A 17,022-nucleotide genomic window follows, 5' to 3' on the forward strand; every position below is an offset into this window, starting at 1 on the left:
CTCTATGACTAAGGAAGCAAGCTCATAAGCAGTGAAGCCTTAGGTTCAACCGTAATCTTGCTTCCATTTTGTATCGCGTAGATAGCCGTATCAGGGACTTCAAACATAACGAAGTTCTCTCTAATGATAAAAGACTCGTTAGGAACAGCTAACATGGACCATAATCGCGATAACTCATCAATTTCGATCGTAATATCACTTTGGTCCTTTTGATTTGCAGCTGTCAATTCAGGCAAGCTAATTTCGCTGCTTACGTTCAATCCAAACGCACTATACATGGCTTTTTCATTTGTATGTATCATATAGGTAATTCTCCCTAAGTGATTAATTGGGTCATACTTAGTAAAAAGCCCCTATACGTTTGAAAGGTATAAGGGCTACAGAAATTATGCTTAAATTAACTGCTATGTGTACAGCTGTTATTTGACATACCATCATGATTTTCAAAATCCTGGTTATTCGTGCAATAACTGTCAGCAATCGCATTCCCTGGTCCACCCATTGTGAAGCTAATATCAAGAACTTCCAATACTGGTGCTACCCAACTATTTTTCATGTACTCACCTCCCCTCACGCAAGCGTTTTAATAAACCGATAAACCATTAAACTACGCGTTAACAATTTAAATTCGTTATCAAACGCGAGTTCTGGACGGGGATTGTGCCCGATATTTGTAATCGCCCTTTTTATTACATCCATATTAAGCATCTCTGAAACTCTTGGATCACATACAAGCTGGTTTAGCTCCTCAATAAAAGCATGCCAATTTGAAGCTATACGATGTATGACATCAGCCCCTTGGATGCCGCGGACTTGTTGGTTTAATCTAACCTTATCAGGAAGCATGTTTTTAGTTGATCTTCGAATCAGTGATCGTTGTAAGCCACCCTGAACATATTGTTCTTCTGGCACAGCCAGACAAAAACGTATGACTCGTAAATCATTTGTAGGATCACGATCCCATAAGGAGTAACGTAAAGATAGTTTCGTAGTGGCAATCCCGTTTTTATTCCAATAATACAGCTGTTCAAAGTGCTTTTTCCTGATTTCATACGGATCTTCTTTTGACGTCCCGGTTATATCAATACCATTTTCCAAAAGTTTTGCAAAAACATTTGTTCTTTGTGCAAATGATGCACTAATGAGTGTTTGATTTTGATTTTGATTTTCAGAAGGTTCATGTAGGGGAGAACTTCGATAAATGGATGGAAATGCTCTTTTCAAGACGACGGGAAGCATGACTGATTTTCCTGTTTTAAAGTTCGTACAATACTGATCAAGCTCTTGATAAAGTCGTGCCCACCTTAACCTTTTAAATAGAGACGCGTAGTAGTTAACTGTCATGTTCCAAGATCCCCATGAAATGGAGTAATTGCCTCTTGCTCCGGTTAACAGTACCTTTACCCCTTTTTGATGGGCTTTCTCATGAATTCCTTTTAACCAAAAAAAATTTTCGAAAAACTTATACGGCGCTCCCATAAGCTCCAGGGAATCATCAAGATCAGTTAGGGGATTGTCCCCTGCAAAATTGTGATAATGATCCGAAATATTGCCTACATAATCTACCGTTGCTTTTATAAAAGGTCTTTCATCGGCTGCATAACTATGGGTGGTCCAATCTTTAAAATGATCTTCTGGTATGTAGCTGAAGGTATGTAATTGTTTATTTCTCCCACTTAATGCTTTTGCTGCAAAGCTTACTACTGCGCCAGAATCTAGTCCTCCGCTCAATTGTGCTCCAACCTCGCCATGAGTACGAGTTCTAGCTTTAACAGCCTCTTGGAATACCGCCTTAAATGCTTCTTCGTATTCTTCATTTTTCTTGAACTTCAGCGGCTCTTGAGATGATATTTTGCAATATCTTGAAAGTCTGACTTTCCCATCACATATGGTGATACTGTGCGAAGGAGGAATTTGTTCAATATTTTTGTAAGCGGTAGATGAAGTATCTACGGCATCAACCATGCTTGGTATAACCAGGAATTCGGCAAACCAATGCTCATTTATACTTTTTGAAACATATGAAAGATTGAGCAGAGGTTCAATCGTTGTACAAAAAGCGAAGCGATTGGGATCCCGATAAAAGAAAAGTGACCGAGTCCCTGAAAAGTCTCTAGCCCCAAAAAGTAGCTTTTTCCTCATATCCCAAATCATGAAGGCAAAATCACCAATTAAATACTTTGGAGCTTCCTCTTCCCACTTTAAATAGGCTAGTAAAATCAATTCACTATCTGTCATAATCTTTCTTGATGTATGATCTACTTGAAGTCTTTCAAACAATTCTTGTCGATTATCAATAATCGCGTCTGCGGTAATCGCCAAATGCTTTTCTTCACTAAATCGAGGTAACCTCTCACCAACCGACTCAGGAGTAATCCATTGTGCATGACAGCCAAAAAAAATGTTGTCACTGTGCCAAATTTGAATATCGTCGGATGGATATTGCCTTAAACCTTTCATTAAAATTGCGCCATCTTCTATTTTCATAGTCTCATTGTCCATATAATAAATGCCACTGATTGCGCTCAAGCATTTTCCCACCTTATATTTTTGATTGCAAAAAATGGACAATGTTGCACTGTTCGTTATTACTTTTGATTTTGTTCTTTATAAAGAACATACTTATAAATTACAACCTATTTCTATTGATGTCAACTGGCAATTTATGTTAGTTTTATTTACTTGTGAAACCGTTCTTTGCGTTGTCTGTAACGGCATGTCGGTTTTTGTAATACCTTTGTTTATTTATGATTTGCGTCACTTATGATAAGGTTCCCCCCGATTTATCCGCATCGCGCGATAAATCTGCTCCACCAGCACCAGCCGCATCAGCTGGTGCGGCAGCGTCATGCGGCCGAAGCTCAGCCGCATATCCGCACGGCGCAGCAGCTCGCTGGACAACCCCAGCGAGCCTCCTATAACAAAAGCCACCTGGCTCCGCCCATAGGTGGCCAACTTATCGAGCGAGCTCGCCAGCTGCTCGCTCGACCACATCTCGCCGTCGATGGCCAGCGCCACGACGTACACATCCGGGCGCAGCGCAGCCAGCAGCCGCGCGCCCTCACGATCCCGCACCTGCTGCTCCTCAGCAGGGCTCATGTTCTCAGGTGCCTTCTCATCCGGCACCTCAATCATTTGCATCTTGGCATACGGGCCAAGACGCTTCACGTACTCCGCGATCCCGTCCACGAGATAGCGCTCTTTTAATTTTCCAACGGTCAGTATCTGTATATGCATGACATGCCCCTTTACTTATCTCAATCATTTTTAACCCATTCAATCATTCATTCTTCATTCATTCCTCCCATCATACCATTCGATGCATAGGCTTACCAATAGCACTCGTTCATACCAAAAAGCCTAGAGTTATACCATCTCTAGGCCCTCTTTACTCATTATTTAAATTAAACTTGCGCCAAAAACTGATTAAAATCCGCTATGCTTGGATTGGCCCATTAAAGTGGCTGATGATAAGCCAATACCGGAGGCTCCTCCCGTTATTAACGCTACTTTGCCTTCCACGCGTCTCATATCGATTCCCCCTTCGTTGATTGCATACGAATCTTTATTTGGCTGTGACGCCGCCATCGACCGGCAGTTCAACACCTGTAATGTAAGCTGACTCATCAGAAGCCAGGAATAATACAGCTTCTGCTACCTCAGAGGCGCACCCTACTCTTGGCAGTGCAGTCTGAGACAAGAACCATTGCAGCATCTGCTTATTATTTACAAATTCAGAGCTCATCGGCGTTTCAATAAACCCAGGATGAACCGAATTGACACGGATATGATCCTTGCCGAAATCCACAGCAGCCGCTTTGCTTAACATGCGGACACCACCTTTGGAAGCCGTGTACGCCCCCGCTCCACTGCTGCCAGTTAGTCCCGCGATTGAGGAAATGTTGACGATGGATCCACCCTTATTCGCTTGCATATGTGGGATAACGTGCTTCATGCCAAGGAACGTACTCGTCAGGTTAATGCTCATGACTTTATTCCATTGTTCAATCGTCGTATCCAGCAAACCAACTGCAAGGGAAATACCCGCATTATTGACCAAGACGTCCACTTTGCCGTAAGTCGCAACTGCTCCCTCGACTACTTTGATCCATTCTTCTTCAGAAACTACATTGTGAGCATAAGCTGTGGCTTGACCTCCGGCAGCTTCAATCTCCTTCACAACAGCTTGTACAGCAGCTTCGTTAATGTCCGTTGCTACTACCATAGCCCCTTCTTTAGCAAATAAAAGTGCTTCTTCACGCCCCATACCACTGCCTGCTCCGGTAATGATGGCAACTTTATTAGTAAGACGAGTCATTGCGATCTCTCCTTTTATGAAATGAAATTTTTAAATTATTACGTAAATGATAGTATAACTATCACTACAATATTTATTATATCACCATGGTATTATGAACTCAACTTCCACTTGCTGAAAGAATACCCAGTCGATATAATACTTGTATTGAAATACCTAAGTTGAAAGGTTAATAACCCTCATGGATCCGAAAGCAAGATATGAGAAAGAACGGTTTGACGGCAAGCAGCAACGACTATATCTCATTCTCGAAGCAGCTGAGCGTGTATTTACGCTGAAGGGAATCGAAAAAACCACCATGCAGGATATCGCCAGTGACGCGAATATCGGCATCGCAACTTTGTTTCGGTATTTTCCCAAAAAAGAAAAACTGATCGTTGCCGTAGCTACCAAATTACTTGAACCGATGCTGCATCGTTTTCAATATGTCGCTGACCAGCCCCTGTCATGTCTCGAAAAGCTTGAACGTTTATTCGATTCCTTTATCGAAGATCAGAACGATTCGAGCATCAAATTCATGGTGGATTTTGAAAGCTACGCATCCCACTCGCTGGAGCCATTGGAAGGTATTCTCGACTTCAATGCCTTGAACCGTAAAATTTCACGTGAGTATGGCAGGATTATTCAAAATGGCATCGAGGACGGCTCAATTCGATCCGACCTTCCGGTTAAGGAGACCTTGACTACTATCATTAACACCTTCGGTCTCTTTTCCAAAAAACTGTCACTGCAGAAGAACATTCTCCTACTGGAGTCCGATCTGGAAAACGAGCAGCAGTTGACTATTCTCAAGAACATTCTGATTGATTACCTGAAAGCTCGATAAAAAGCACAAAGAGCCAGTTTCCCCCTTAGAGGAACTTGGCTCTTTTCTTAGTTAGAAACGATTAATTTCGGGTCCGTCTGCCAGAAACGCTCAAGGGCCATGACCACTACAGTGGCAACTAACAGCCCGTTACCAAACGCATACTGCATGACTACAGGAAGCTCAGGCAAAGGTGAAGCCGCGATGAGGGTGAATCCGGCACCGACGAGAATTCCGATTCCCAGAATCGTCAATTGGCGCTGTGTTTGAACGACGCGCGATAAGGAAGAGAATGAGTTACTGGTCATTTGCACAAAAGTCGCTAACGAGACCGCACTAGCTACGGACGTAGGCAGCTGAGCAAGGAAATGAACGATCGAAGGGACAAGAGCAATTGCCGAGAGCGCCAAGCAGGCGATGATGAACGGCATTCTTCTCGTTTGCCCCGTCATTCTGATAAAACTCGCCGTAACTGGAAGCGAAACGACACCGACAGCAGAAAATAAAGCCGAAATTCCGTGAGAAACGCCTGCAATTAGGCTAGCCCGGTTGTAGACATCCTTGCCAGGGAGTTCCTTCCTCGGGACGGCCTGCTGAGCCGCTGTAATAGCTGCAACAAGATTTGAAACAAGGATCAGTGTAAATAGCGCGGCCGTTACAGCCATGCCTGGATTCAACTGGGGGAATCCCCATGCCCATATATCAGGAAGTTTAATCCAAGCATCGGAAGCCGAACCAGCACTAGAAACCCCTCCGACGGCCAATGCTTGAAGCACCCAACCGCCGGTAATCCCTAGCAGTACGGCATAGTTACGCGTCCATCCTTTCCCTTTTACATTCAGGAACACTACGCCAACGAATACCGCTAACGAGATCAGAATCGTTCCATAATCTACGGCCCCTTGCCCTGCTTTCAAACCGAACATGCCTTTCAGAAACACACCACTCAGCTGTAAAGACAAGATGAACAAGAATAAATTCGTCACGAGTGGTGTAAATAGATTAAGGAGTTTATAAAAGAGGCCTGTTATCCCCAGTAAAAACAACAGCACACCGGCCATTAGCAGCCCGCCTTCTAGAACCTGCAGCGCTTCTTTGGCCGTGTGACCTTGGTTCACGGATATACCAGCCATCATGACAAACACGCTTACCCATGAACCCGCTGGACCATCCACGATCGGAAATCGATGCCCGAGTGCTGCTTGCAGCATTGAACTGAGCCCGACTACAAAAAAAGTACGCTGCATCAACGAGGCAATTTCGTCCTGAGACAAATGAAACAAACCACCAATTACGATAGGAAGTGCCACGGAACTAGCGGTCATAAAAATAAACCATTGTAGAACATGTAAATACGGATTGGAATGATACTTTCGAAGCATAAAGGCTCCCCCTTTTCTGTCGGCTTCTATGGTATCATATCGATAAGTATACGAAAAATATCTATATCCTTTGGTTTTCATACTTTTATCGTTTGGAAAGGAATTGTCACTACGATGGATATTCGCCAACTTCGCTATTTCATCGCAATCGCTGAAGAGAAGCAAATTACGGCTGCCGCCCAAAGATTGCACATGACACAGCCCCCGCTAGGACAACAATTAAAGCTCATGGAGCAAGAGCTCGGTGTCGAGCTTATTCTACGAACAGGTAAAGTCATCGAACTGACCGAAGCCGGACAGGCCTTATATAAGCACGCCCTACATTTAACGAAGCTTATAGAGGAAGCAGAGAATGATGTAAAAGAGATCGGCAAAGGTACGCGCGGCAAGTTAAGAATAGGCGTTAACACATTGTCCTCGGCCCAACTGCCTCAATTGCTGCGTATTTTTAAAACACGCTATCCAGAGGTTACGTATAAAATACAACAGAATGAATCCGCGCAGCTGCTTCGGCTTATTCGAGAACATACCATCGAGCTTGCTATCATCCGGCTCCCGATGGAATTAAGTGACTTTGAAGTCATCCAGCTGCAATCTGAACCTTTTTATTTCGTTACAGCTAAGTCCTTCGCGTCGGAATCACAGGCATTCACTTACGCTGATATTCAGCGTTATTCGCTCATTTTGCCTAGTACAGAAGGGCTTGGGCTGTATCATAGTATCATCGATCAATTCACCGAACGCGGCTTGCAGCCTAACGTAATCGGGGAATGTTCCGATATGGTCACGCTATTGGACTGGGTATCCTCTGGGGATGCAACAACAATTGTACCGGAGTCCATTGTTAAATTGCATCGCGAATATGCGTTCCAAGCTTATGAAATCGCAGACAGTCAGCTCAAATTAGCAACCGGATTAATATGGCTGAAAGATCGCCATGTTTCCAAAGCGGCCCAGCATTTTATCGAGCTTATGCAAGAAACCAAATAACAGTAGCGTGTTTATTTGGGCGGTTCCGACTTCCCCTCCCCCCATGTCCCGCTTTTTCCATGAGGTAAGCTGCACTTACCCCAAAACTTATAAATTCTGCAAAGAAAAAAGAGGCCCTTGGGCCTCCCTCATACGATTAGAAAACGTGATAATGACTGGCAATGCTCGCAGTGCTCAGGCGGTGCCCAGTGGGCAAAGTGGGTTTTCTGCAAATCCACCACGTCTGGCGCTTCCTCATACTCATCAACAAATTCATCTATGGCTATTTCCACATGATCTTTACAAACGACATGCATGTTTAGTACCTCTCATCCGTTGGCGGCTCTGTAGATTTCTATTCTATCACTTGATTTTGTTCTTGCACTTACGCTTTCACTACTTATCCGTCGCCTCAACCAACGTTAACACCGTCGTCAGCTTCTTCCCGCCGCGATAGTACACCACGTTGATCTTATCGCCGATCTTCTTCTCGTTATAAAGATACTTCCTCAACCCAATCGTGCTCTCAATCTTGCGATCATCCAACTGCACGATAACATCCTGCGCCTTCAATCCCGCTTCCTTCGCAGGTCCAGAAACATCAAAGACGATAACTCCAGTTTTGACATCTGCAGGCAGCTTTAATACATCCGTCCCTTTAAAAGCTTGCAGCTCCTGCGTCGACACACCAATCAATGGTCGTTTCACCTTGTGGTCCTTGATGAGACTATCAATAATCGGTGTCACACTATTAATGGGAATCGCAAAGCCTAAACCTTCAACGCCTGTATCCGAAATCTTCATCGAATTGATGCCGATCACTTTGCCCTCGATATTGACCAGCGGTCCCCCGCTGTTGCCTTGATTAATCGCGGCATCCGTTTGGATGACGTCCATTTCCCAGTCATAGTCGGTGCCTTCCCGCGAAAGCGAAACAGGTATCGTCCGCTTCGGTGAGGATACGATGCCTTGCGTCACGGTTGGTGAGAAGCCAAGGCCTAGCGGATTGCCCACGGCAATCGCCATTTCGCCCGCCCTTAGCTTGTCGGAATCGCCAAATTCAGCAAGTATTTTCACATCTTTGCCATCCGCCTCTAGTACGGCCAAATCGGTAATCCGATCGCGACCAACCAACGTAGCTTTGCGGTGCTCGCCTTCGAAGTTCACGATTTCGAACTGGTTCCCGTTCTCCACAACATGGCTATTCGTCACAATGCGAACTTTATCCCCGCTGCGTGCAAACATGACGCCTGATCCAATGCCAATTCCCGTTTCTTGCCCCGCGTCGTCCTTCTTCGAAGAGATAACACTGACCACGGCTGGTTTTATTTTGTCCGTTGCCGCAACAACCGAATCATTGCTATTCATCGGATGTACATCTGCTTTGGCCACTACAGGAATCGCAAGTGCGTTTTCTGATGAGGTACTTCCGCCAATAGCGTGAACGATTCCTACCACGATGAGCATGCCTATTGCCCCAATGAATCCTGCGATGAGGGCTACATACCGTCTTCGACCAGCGATGCTTGTGAAACTCGTGAAATTCCCTGTCCCTTTGGGACGCCAGACCGGCTCGCGCCTTCTGGACCTTTTGGTCGAATAAAAATCATCATCAAACAAACTCATTTCAGGTCCCTCCTCGCTAACGGGGTTTGAAGCTCACTCGTCTTGCTTTATTTCAATCCATGGATGGGTTCTCGAACACATCGCCTTGTGATTGGTTTTTTGCAAATAATAGGAATGTTTCACTCGCTTCTTGCCTACAATAATAGTAAACCAAATCTCTCACCGAATTACTAGAGTATTAGGAAACTTTACTAGACCTTATTTTAAAGGAGAATGCCACTATGAACCGTATTCCATCCCATTTTGAAGAAATTAATATGATTGGTAAGCTTGCAGACCTTAAGGAAAGCCACTATCACCAGTCGCTCGTCCTCTCATCTCTCATTCAGGTGTTAATTGATAAAGGTCTTATCACCGCACAAGAAATCCAGCTCAAGTCCCAGGAACTCGACGCTGCACTTACTCCGAATCCAATACATCCCATTTCGTAGAACGGTCAAAATACGTATCCATCAGCCGCAGCTGTTTCGCCTCGGGCGCTCGCTCTTGTACTATGCTATTCACGGTTAGCCTGGCCAAATCCATTAAGTTATGATCACGGCTAAGGTGCGCCATATAGACAGATTTCGTCTTATTCGTCATGATATCACAGAGCGCTTCCCCTGCGGCTTCGTTGGATAAATGTCCCTTGTCTCCGAGAATGCGTCGCTTAATGCTCCATGGGTAATGTCCCACGCGCAGCATGTCCACATCATGGTTCGTTTCCAGAACCAAGGCATCCGAATCCGAGATCTTTTCCTTCACCTTTTCGCTCATATATCCGAGATCCGTTACAACACTTAACTTCTGTTCGCCTTCATAAAAGACGTAACCTACCGGCTCCGCCGCATCATGCGAAATCCCGAAGGATTCCACTTTCATAGAACCGAACTCCTCTACGCCGCCTGTGTCCATCACACGCTTGTTGCCTTCGGCGATCACACCAATTTGGCGATCTAACTCCACCCACGTCTTCTCATTGGCGTATATCGGCACATCATATTTCCGAGCGAACGCACCGAGTCCCTTAATATGGTCAGAATGCTCGTGCGTGACAAGAATGCCGTCAATACTACTCGCGGCGAGTTCCCGCTCCTTCATTAACAGCTCCATCTTCTTCGCACTGAAGCCTACGTCAACTAGCAGTTTAACCTCACCGTTATCGACAACCGTTGCATTCCCCGTTGAACCACTTGATAACACCGTAAATCGAATTCCCATCTTCCCTACTCCTCTATGCCTACCTGTATGCCAGTTGGTTATTCCTTGCTACTGTTACTTTTACTTCTTCGGCGTGATCTTTGCACCTGTGGCTGGAGAAGCCGTGGATGCCTCTCCATCACCTTTCAGGCCAAAGGGGGTAAGTGCAGCCCCCTTCTCCACCGCACCATTGAAGGCTTGTAAATAATAAATATCTCCGTTATCAATCGTTACCCGCCAGTGCGGATACATAGGCTGTGTTTGCGAGTTATAAGGTTGTCCATGATACCCCAACCGAACCTCGGTAATAATGGAACCATCGCTTAAATAATTGTCCACCAAGCTGCGGACCGCTAATTGGGCCGAAATCATCTTCTGCTCCGTCTGTTCTACCTCTGATTCTACTTCAACGAAAGCTTGACGGTAACTGGTAATTTCTCCATTTTTCTCATTCAACTCGACCATCACATCAAAAAGTGGAATCTTGCCATACAATTGCGAGAATACATAGATTCCGTCTCGACTAATCGCTGAGTCTAGCTGATACATCGTGAAATTTGGAATCTCAGAAAGCGTCTGAACTTCCTTACTTGCGCCTTTACCGAGCAGCGCACTCATGTATATGGGTGTTTTGAGCGTTTTCTCCTCGCCCGGCTTGATACTATCATCATATTTCACCGTGATGACTTTCAACTTAGGCGGATCTGATGGAAGCTCGTCCGTAAGCCGAATATTTTTATTGCGGAGCGCACGGTTCAAATCCTCCACAGTACTAGATGGATCCAAAGATACGCCAGTCTGATTGGAACGATTGGTGGACCACAGCTGGAAGCCGAGAATCATATTCAACAGTAAAAATGAAGCGATCAAAATCGTCTTGGCCCTACTCCAATTCATAATCTCACCAACCAATCCCTGTCATTCTGTTTATTCAATAAAATCATACGTACCATCACGCAGCTCGATTGCCCACGTACTCGTTAATGTTAATGTCTTTTCCAAAATAACCGGACGATACGCTGGGAATATAGAAACGATGCTGGATCGACGTTGATAGTACTGTAAGCGTTGCTCTATGGCTTCGCCTGACATCAATTCATTCTCTTTGCGTTGCCCTGATTTCAGATCAGGAATCACCATGGATCGTTCGAATCCTGAGATAACACCTTTCTGTACTTGCATGTTCATCGTTCCAAAACCTTCTGGCTGTGCGGTTACAATCGGAAGTGATTCATAGTACTGGCGGAATATGAACGTCTGGTTGTCCAGTTGTTTCTCTGGGGTGTGGGCTACCATATATTTGCCGTCCCAACCAATATGCTGATTGATAAATTTGATGCCAGCCATCAAATCCTCCAACACCTCGGTTTTACTAGCCGCTGGTGCTACCGGATCGAAATACGTCACCCACCGCTGGTCTCGATTCAGTTGGAAGCCACGCTTGCTATCCGTGTAAATCTCCGAGCCATCCCGTTCTTTCAAATAGCGCGTAATGCCGGGGTCTACGAACAAGCTTTGCTTCAATTGATCTGCCGTAAGTTGGGAATACGTGAACGTAAAGCTAGGTAGATGCAGCGACTTCAACGGTAGATAATAATCGCCGCCATTCATCGTCTTGTATAAATTGCTTGGCTCCCCATAGGCCACGAAATTCTCAACGTCTTTACTCGTGAAATCCGCCCCAATGACTTCATAACCAACACCTGGCGAATCCGTGAAAAAGAATGCGCGAACCTCATCATTCGTCCCCTTGGAGTAGATCCAAATCTTCGTAATTTTATCATTCTCAACCGGAATTTCACCTTCGATTCGGAATAACTGCTGCAGAATCGAGAACGGTATCCCTTCTCGGAATCGAATCTCCACACCAAGTTGTTTGGTCCGAACTTCTTCCCAGTTCACATTGACGAGATACATCGACGTCTTGCGGAAGCCTTTGAAGCTACGTTGCTTAATATTATCTAGCAATCTGGTGTAGTAGTAATTGCTTGGGTACAAAACAGAATGCTGCTGATTTCCTAAGTGAATGATCAATTGATCCGGAAATAGCATGTCAGATAGCTCGGCTTGTTTACCTAGCGTCTCTGTCTGTACATAGTTGCTTTGTTGAATCGGCTCGATCTTCGGAGGGCTATAAGAAGCTAGGATAAAGCTCTGATACAAGCTTGTTCCAATCAATAGAACGAGCAGGACCGATTTCAGGCTCTCTATCATACTTCCCCCTCCTCTTCCTGCCTAATTGGCAACGTAAATACGACGCGCGTTCCTTGACCCAACTCTGACTCTAATGCAATCGTTCCACCATGTGCTTTCACTATTTCCCGGGCAATGGACAGGCCTAAGCCTGTGCCTCCCATGTTGCGAGAGCGCGCTTTATCAACGCGATAGAAACGGTCGAAAATCCGAGAAAGATCCTTCTTCGGAATCCCCATTCCGTTATCTTGCACGGATATTTCCAGTATCTCTTTATCAATCTTGCGAGCTTCCAAGCGAATAGTACCCTCATCACCGGTATATTTAATCGCATTGGAAACCAAATTATCGAGAACCTGATCAATCTTATCCCGATCAAGCAATAAACTGGTTACGCCATGTTCCACGTGTAACATAATTCGAATTTTCCGTTGCTGCAGCTGAAAAGAAAACCGGTCCGCAACCTCCTCCAGCATTTCGCTGACGAGCGTCGAGGACTTGCTCATCATCGACTGCTTCGAATCCAGTCGCGACAGATGCAAGAGATCCGTCACCAAGCGGATCATACGCTCGGTTTCGCTGCGTGTCACGCTGATGAAGCGTGAGGCGAGCTGCGGCTCCTCGATCGCTCCGTCATCGAGCGCCTCGAGGTAGCTCTTGATCGTTGTCAGCGGCGTGCGCAGCTCATGCGACACGTTCGCTACGAACTCTCGTCTGGCCTGCTCCAGCTTCTCCTGATCCGTTACGTCCTGCAGCACCGCAATGATCCCGTGCTGGCCCTCGCCTCGCTTATGAATCGGCGTAAACGTAATTCGAACCGATAGTTGCTCATCCTCGTCGTCAGGCAGCTGAATATCTAGCAATGTCGTATTCACTTGCCCGGTGACCAAGCCGCGGATCGTATCTATCGGAATCCCAATGACTTCGGATATATCCAATCCCAGCGTTGTTTCTTCTTCCACTTGCAAAATCTGTTTCGCCCGGCGATTCAATACAATGACTTGTCCTCTATCATCCGTAGCAATAACGCCATCATTCATATTCGTTAGAATGGAAGCAAGCTTCTCTTTCTCTTCTTCATTGAGCGAGAGCGCCTCTTTCAGTCGATTCATCATAAAATTAAAGGTCTGCCCCAGCTGCCCGATCTCATCGGTCCCTTGAATAATGACCTGTTGATCAAAATTCCCTTCCGCTACAGCTGTTGCCTGCTTCGTAATCTCTTTAATAGGGTTCGTAATCGTGCTCGTTAAGAGAACACCTAATAAGGCAGTCAAGCCCAGCGCAATCAACGTCGCCGAAATGAGAATCCGGTTAATGGAACGAATCGTTTTGTACACATCTTCCATGGAGGCAATGATGTACACCGCCCCTAAGACACGAGCTCCGCTGCCGACTGGCTTTGCGATAATGACCTTCCGATACCCATCCTCGTCCGTGAAGATCCGCTGATTATCCTTAATCCCTTGTAGGGCCCGAATGACTTCTGGCTGTGTATTTTTTTGCTTCAAATGACTCGCGACCGACGTGCTGATCACGTTGCCATTCGCATCTATGATTTGAATTTCCGCATTATTAATGGAAAAAAGATTGCTTACGAATTCATTTAAATCCGCGTAGGTTTTCTTACCCTCGGTCGCATTCTTGCTCTCCTGGTCCCCCGTCAAATACGATTCAACGAAGCCAGCAAGCAGCGTGACCTGACTATTGCGGGATGCTAGGAAATCATTTTTAAAATATGTTTCTACCGTCTTATAGAAATACACCCCAATGAGCTGCATCGCGATCAGAATCAGCAGAACATAAATAATAATTAGCTTCGCTTGAATCGATTGAAAGAAGCGGATGCCCTTCATGTTTAGAAGCCTCCGGCTTTAGGACTGCGCATCAAATAGCCGAGACCTCTGCGCGTCATGATATATTCGGGACGACTTGGATCTGTCTCCAGCTTCTCGCGCAGGCGGCGAATCGTCACATCGACGGTCCGTACGTCGCCGAAGTACTCAAATCCCCACACCGCTTGCAGCAGGTGCTCACGGGTCATCACTTTGCCTGAGTTTTTGGCCAAATATTGAATGAGCTCGAACTCCCGATGTGTCAGATCAAGGGGTGTTCCATCCTTGTAAACCATGTACATGTCGTTATCGATAAAGAGCGCATGAATGCGCATCCCATTGCGCTGCGCCTCCGGCTCGTTCGGTGCCGTTTGCACCTTCGTCTGTCTGCGCAGATGCGCCTTCACACGGGCCAGCAGCTCCCGGGTACCGAATGGCTTCGTCACATAGTCGTCTGCGCCCATCTCTAAGCCAAGCACCTTGTCCAGCTCCGTATCCTTCGCTGTCAGCATAATAATCGGCGTATTGAGCTTAGAGCGCACCTCACGGCATACATCCATGCCATCCTTCACAGGCAGCATAAGATCGAGCAGAATTAGATCCGGCTGCTCCGAGAACGCAAGCTCTACAGCGCTTCCACCATCGTACGCACAGATGACCTGGTAGCCCTCTTTCTCCAGGTTAAACTTCAAAATATCTGCAATTGGTTGTTCGTCATCCACCACGAGAATTTTCCCAAACATGTGACCACCGCCTACTATAAAGTAACTGACGCTGACACGCCTGATCGCGTGCCACTGCCAGAGTTAGATCCATTTTTTCAGCCCAGTTATTTCCTACATACTCTTCTTTATTTTAACATACATTGATTGAAAAAGAGACAAGGCCCCCGAGTTGTCCGGTTCGACCTTGCCTCTTATCTCTAAATTAACGGTTCAAATATTTCAAAGGATTTTCCAAGCTACCGCTGCTGTGGATTTCAAAATGCAAATGCACACCAGTAGAGTCGCCTGTGCTCCCCATAATTCCAATTTTCTCGCCCTTTTCGACGATGGTGCCTGACTTCGTAGTAATTTGACTTAAATGTCCATAAAGTGTTTCATATCCATTTAAATGGTTAATAATAATATAATTGCCGTAATCTGACTTATAACCCGTTTCGACAACTTTGCCATTGTCTGCAGCCATAATATTTCTGTTACCTGTGATGTCGATGCCCTTATGTAACTTGCCCCAACGATAACCGAATGTACTCGAGATACTAGGCGAGATGACAGGCCATGCGAATTTCCCTGTACCTTCACCTTTGATGACTTTCGTCCCTTTTTTCACCTTGGCGGTGACAGGTTGATCAATAATTTCTTCATTCACGACTTGCTCTTCGGTCATTAAACCATCGACCTTCGTCACCTGAATGGTTACTTTCTTAAGCCCATTCTTTCCTGGCGAAATCGGTTGGACGACGCCTAAGCGCATCGAATCGTCTTTCACATACTCGGTATCGTATTGAATCTCTTGATTCTTTACGATTTTCTCCGTCGTTTTCACAGATAGCGTTGGTTTCAGCACGGTAACATCCAATTGATTCCCGATTTTAAGCTTATCATCTTGAATACCTGGGTTATTATCATAAATAAATTGCTTGGTGATGCCTAATTTCTTCGCAATACAAGAAACACAGTCACCTTCAACAACGGTGTACTTCGCTGGTGCAACATTGCCGGTTTTCAAGGTCTTCACGACATCCTCTGGCTTGGCTAACTCCGTTGGATCGATAGGAACTTCCTCTTTATCGATTTTTTGAACGAATTCCACCTTTTCAAGCTCGGATGGTGCTGTTGAGATATCCTCACCTAGACCGGTAGATAAGGCAGCTACTTTTTCGCTATTCTTCCCTTTGGGTGTAAATGGTTCGCTGACTTGATTCAGAATCTGATCGGCTGTTGCCTGATCCTTCACAATCGCTACCGTCTTGCCATCCACTTTCAATGCCACTCCCACAGGTTGCGGTATAAGCAATTGATCCAAAGAGGAAATAACAGCAGAATCGTCCGTTTTCATATTGTAAGCCCTTTCAGACGTGTAGGTAATTCCGTCTGTTTTGAGCACGACATGAACATCTGGAAAATTCTTCTGAACATCTAACGGTTTGTTCTTCTTATATTCATCAATTATCTTAGTATCGCTTACGATACCCACTTCTTGATTGTTAAGCATCACATGATACACTTCGTCCATGCCCGCTTCTACATACTCATGTCCGGTAAACGTAATCACTCCCGTAAGTGCAATAACTCCTACGCCTACTGCAAGAGACCATTTATGTCGTTTGATTACCGTTAGTGTCGTGGATGTCTGAACATCGACTGGCTGAACTTCCTCTAGTTGCTTGTCTGATAATGATTCATTTCCGGTCAAGCTTTCTCGCTTAGGCGTGAATCTCTTAATGAGATCCATGACAAAACGCATTCCCCTGAAACCTGTCATGATCTTCTCCCTTTGAACGGTTTTGCATCCCTAGCGTAAATACTCGTAGATGCATAAATAAACCTTGATTAGACATAATATCCATTATGTTGTCTTTCTTTTGTTAAATTTAACACACTTTCCGTGCCTATTTCAACAAAATACTCAATCACCATGTGATAGATTCGTGTCCACCACCAAAAGAAGTCGCTAAAAGTCCATTTTTTTGTGCGAAATCCCAACTGATTTGCC

Annotated in this window: 17 protein-coding genes; 3 read left to right on the forward strand and 14 right to left on the reverse strand. The window is 45.4% G+C overall.

Annotated features, from left to right (window positions below; all coding sequences use genetic code 11):
* Positions 1-8: 8 nt before the first annotated feature.
* The 5 genes from ASL11_RS29270 to ASL11_RS29285 all read right to left on the reverse strand — a co-directional run bounded on the left by ASL11_RS29270 (position 9) and on the right by ASL11_RS29285 (position 4,318).
* Complete coding sequence (locus ASL11_RS29270; RefSeq protein ID WP_056622591.1) at positions 9-302, reverse strand: hypothetical protein; 294 nt, start codon at positions 300-302, stop codon at positions 9-11.
* Between the two features lie 95 nt (positions 303-397).
* The gene (locus tag ASL11_RS38270) at positions 398-556 is read right to left on the reverse strand and encodes a paeninodin family lasso peptide (protein WP_157257087.1); all 159 of its coding nucleotides are present in this window, start codon (positions 554-556) and stop codon (positions 398-400) included.
* Between the two features lie 14 nt (positions 557-570).
* The gene (locus ASL11_RS29275; protein WP_056622593.1) at positions 571-2,529 is read right to left on the reverse strand and encodes an asparagine synthase-related protein; all 1,959 of its coding nucleotides are present in this window, start codon (positions 2,527-2,529) and stop codon (positions 571-573) included.
* 228 nt (positions 2,530-2,757) lie between these two features.
* A complete protein-coding gene (gene rlmH, locus ASL11_RS29280) occupies positions 2,758-3,237 on the reverse strand; it encodes a 23S rRNA (pseudouridine(1915)-N(3))-methyltransferase RlmH (protein WP_056622595.1) in 480 nt (159 codons plus the stop codon).
* A gap of 328 nt (positions 3,238-3,565) precedes the next feature.
* Complete coding sequence (locus tag ASL11_RS29285) at positions 3,566-4,318, reverse strand: SDR family NAD(P)-dependent oxidoreductase (protein ID WP_056622598.1); 753 nt, start codon at positions 4,316-4,318, stop codon at positions 3,566-3,568.
* 181 nt (positions 4,319-4,499) lie between these two features.
* On the opposite strand from ASL11_RS29285, the gene ASL11_RS29290 reads away from it, so the two are divergent.
* The gene (locus ASL11_RS29290; RefSeq protein WP_056622599.1) at positions 4,500-5,144 is read left to right on the forward strand and encodes a TetR/AcrR family transcriptional regulator; all 645 of its coding nucleotides are present in this window, start codon (positions 4,500-4,502) and stop codon (positions 5,142-5,144) included.
* A 47-nt stretch (positions 5,145-5,191) separates the two neighbouring features.
* Here the strand turns inward: ASL11_RS29290 and ASL11_RS29295 are convergent, their stop codons facing one another.
* A complete protein-coding gene (locus ASL11_RS29295; protein ID WP_056622601.1) occupies positions 5,192-6,505 on the reverse strand; it encodes a purine/pyrimidine permease in 1,314 nt (437 codons plus the stop codon).
* Between the two features lie 114 nt (positions 6,506-6,619).
* On the opposite strand from ASL11_RS29295, the gene ASL11_RS29300 reads away from it, so the two are divergent.
* On the forward strand, positions 6,620-7,495 hold the full coding sequence (locus ASL11_RS29300) for a LysR family transcriptional regulator (RefSeq protein WP_056622604.1): 876 nt from the start codon (positions 6,620-6,622) through the stop codon (positions 7,493-7,495).
* A gap of 128 nt (positions 7,496-7,623) precedes the next feature.
* Here the strand turns inward: ASL11_RS29300 and ASL11_RS35505 are convergent, their stop codons facing one another.
* Both ASL11_RS35505 and ASL11_RS29305 read right to left on the reverse strand, forming a co-directional pair.
* The gene (locus ASL11_RS35505; protein ID WP_063795715.1) at positions 7,624-7,791 is read right to left on the reverse strand and encodes a CxxH/CxxC protein; all 168 of its coding nucleotides are present in this window, start codon (positions 7,789-7,791) and stop codon (positions 7,624-7,626) included.
* A gap of 79 nt (positions 7,792-7,870) precedes the next feature.
* The gene (locus ASL11_RS29305) at positions 7,871-9,100 is read right to left on the reverse strand and encodes a S1C family serine protease (protein WP_056622605.1); all 1,230 of its coding nucleotides are present in this window, start codon (positions 9,098-9,100) and stop codon (positions 7,871-7,873) included.
* 221 nt (positions 9,101-9,321) lie between these two features.
* On the opposite strand from ASL11_RS29305, the gene ASL11_RS29310 reads away from it, so the two are divergent.
* The gene (locus tag ASL11_RS29310; protein WP_056622608.1) at positions 9,322-9,531 is read left to right on the forward strand and encodes a hypothetical protein; all 210 of its coding nucleotides are present in this window, start codon (positions 9,322-9,324) and stop codon (positions 9,529-9,531) included.
* Here ASL11_RS29310 and ASL11_RS29315 read toward each other — a convergent pair.
* The 6 genes from ASL11_RS29315 to ASL11_RS29340 form a co-directional block, all read right to left on the reverse strand.
* A complete protein-coding gene (locus ASL11_RS29315) occupies positions 9,500-10,300 on the reverse strand; it encodes an MBL fold metallo-hydrolase (protein ID WP_056622611.1) in 801 nt (266 codons plus the stop codon). The genes ASL11_RS29310 and ASL11_RS29315 overlap by 32 nt on opposite strands.
* Positions 10,301-10,360: 60 nt before the next feature.
* A complete protein-coding gene (yycI, locus tag ASL11_RS29320) occupies positions 10,361-11,176 on the reverse strand; it encodes a two-component system regulatory protein YycI (RefSeq protein ID WP_082595956.1) in 816 nt (271 codons plus the stop codon).
* A gap of 30 nt (positions 11,177-11,206) precedes the next feature.
* A complete protein-coding gene (locus tag ASL11_RS29325; RefSeq protein WP_056622612.1) occupies positions 11,207-12,493 on the reverse strand; it encodes a YycH family regulatory protein in 1,287 nt (428 codons plus the stop codon).
* Positions 12,490-14,325 (reverse strand): cell wall metabolism sensor histidine kinase WalK, encoded by a 1,836-nt coding sequence (walK, locus tag ASL11_RS29330; RefSeq protein ID WP_056622614.1) that lies wholly within the window; start codon positions 14,323-14,325, stop codon positions 12,490-12,492. Before walK ends, ASL11_RS29325 begins: the two co-directional genes overlap by 4 nt.
* 2 nt (positions 14,326-14,327) lie before the next feature.
* On the reverse strand, positions 14,328-15,047 hold the full coding sequence (yycF, locus tag ASL11_RS29335) for a response regulator YycF (RefSeq protein WP_056622616.1): 720 nt from the start codon (positions 15,045-15,047) through the stop codon (positions 14,328-14,330).
* 184 nt (positions 15,048-15,231) lie between these two features.
* A complete protein-coding gene (locus tag ASL11_RS29340) occupies positions 15,232-16,791 on the reverse strand; it encodes a peptidoglycan DD-metalloendopeptidase family protein (RefSeq protein WP_056622618.1) in 1,560 nt (519 codons plus the stop codon).
* Positions 16,792-17,022: the final 231 nt, after the last annotated feature.

This window comes from Paenibacillus sp. Soil750, assembly GCF_001428045.1.
GTDB lineage: Bacteria > Bacillota > Bacilli > Paenibacillales > NBRC-103111 > Paenibacillus_E > Paenibacillus_E allorhizoplanae.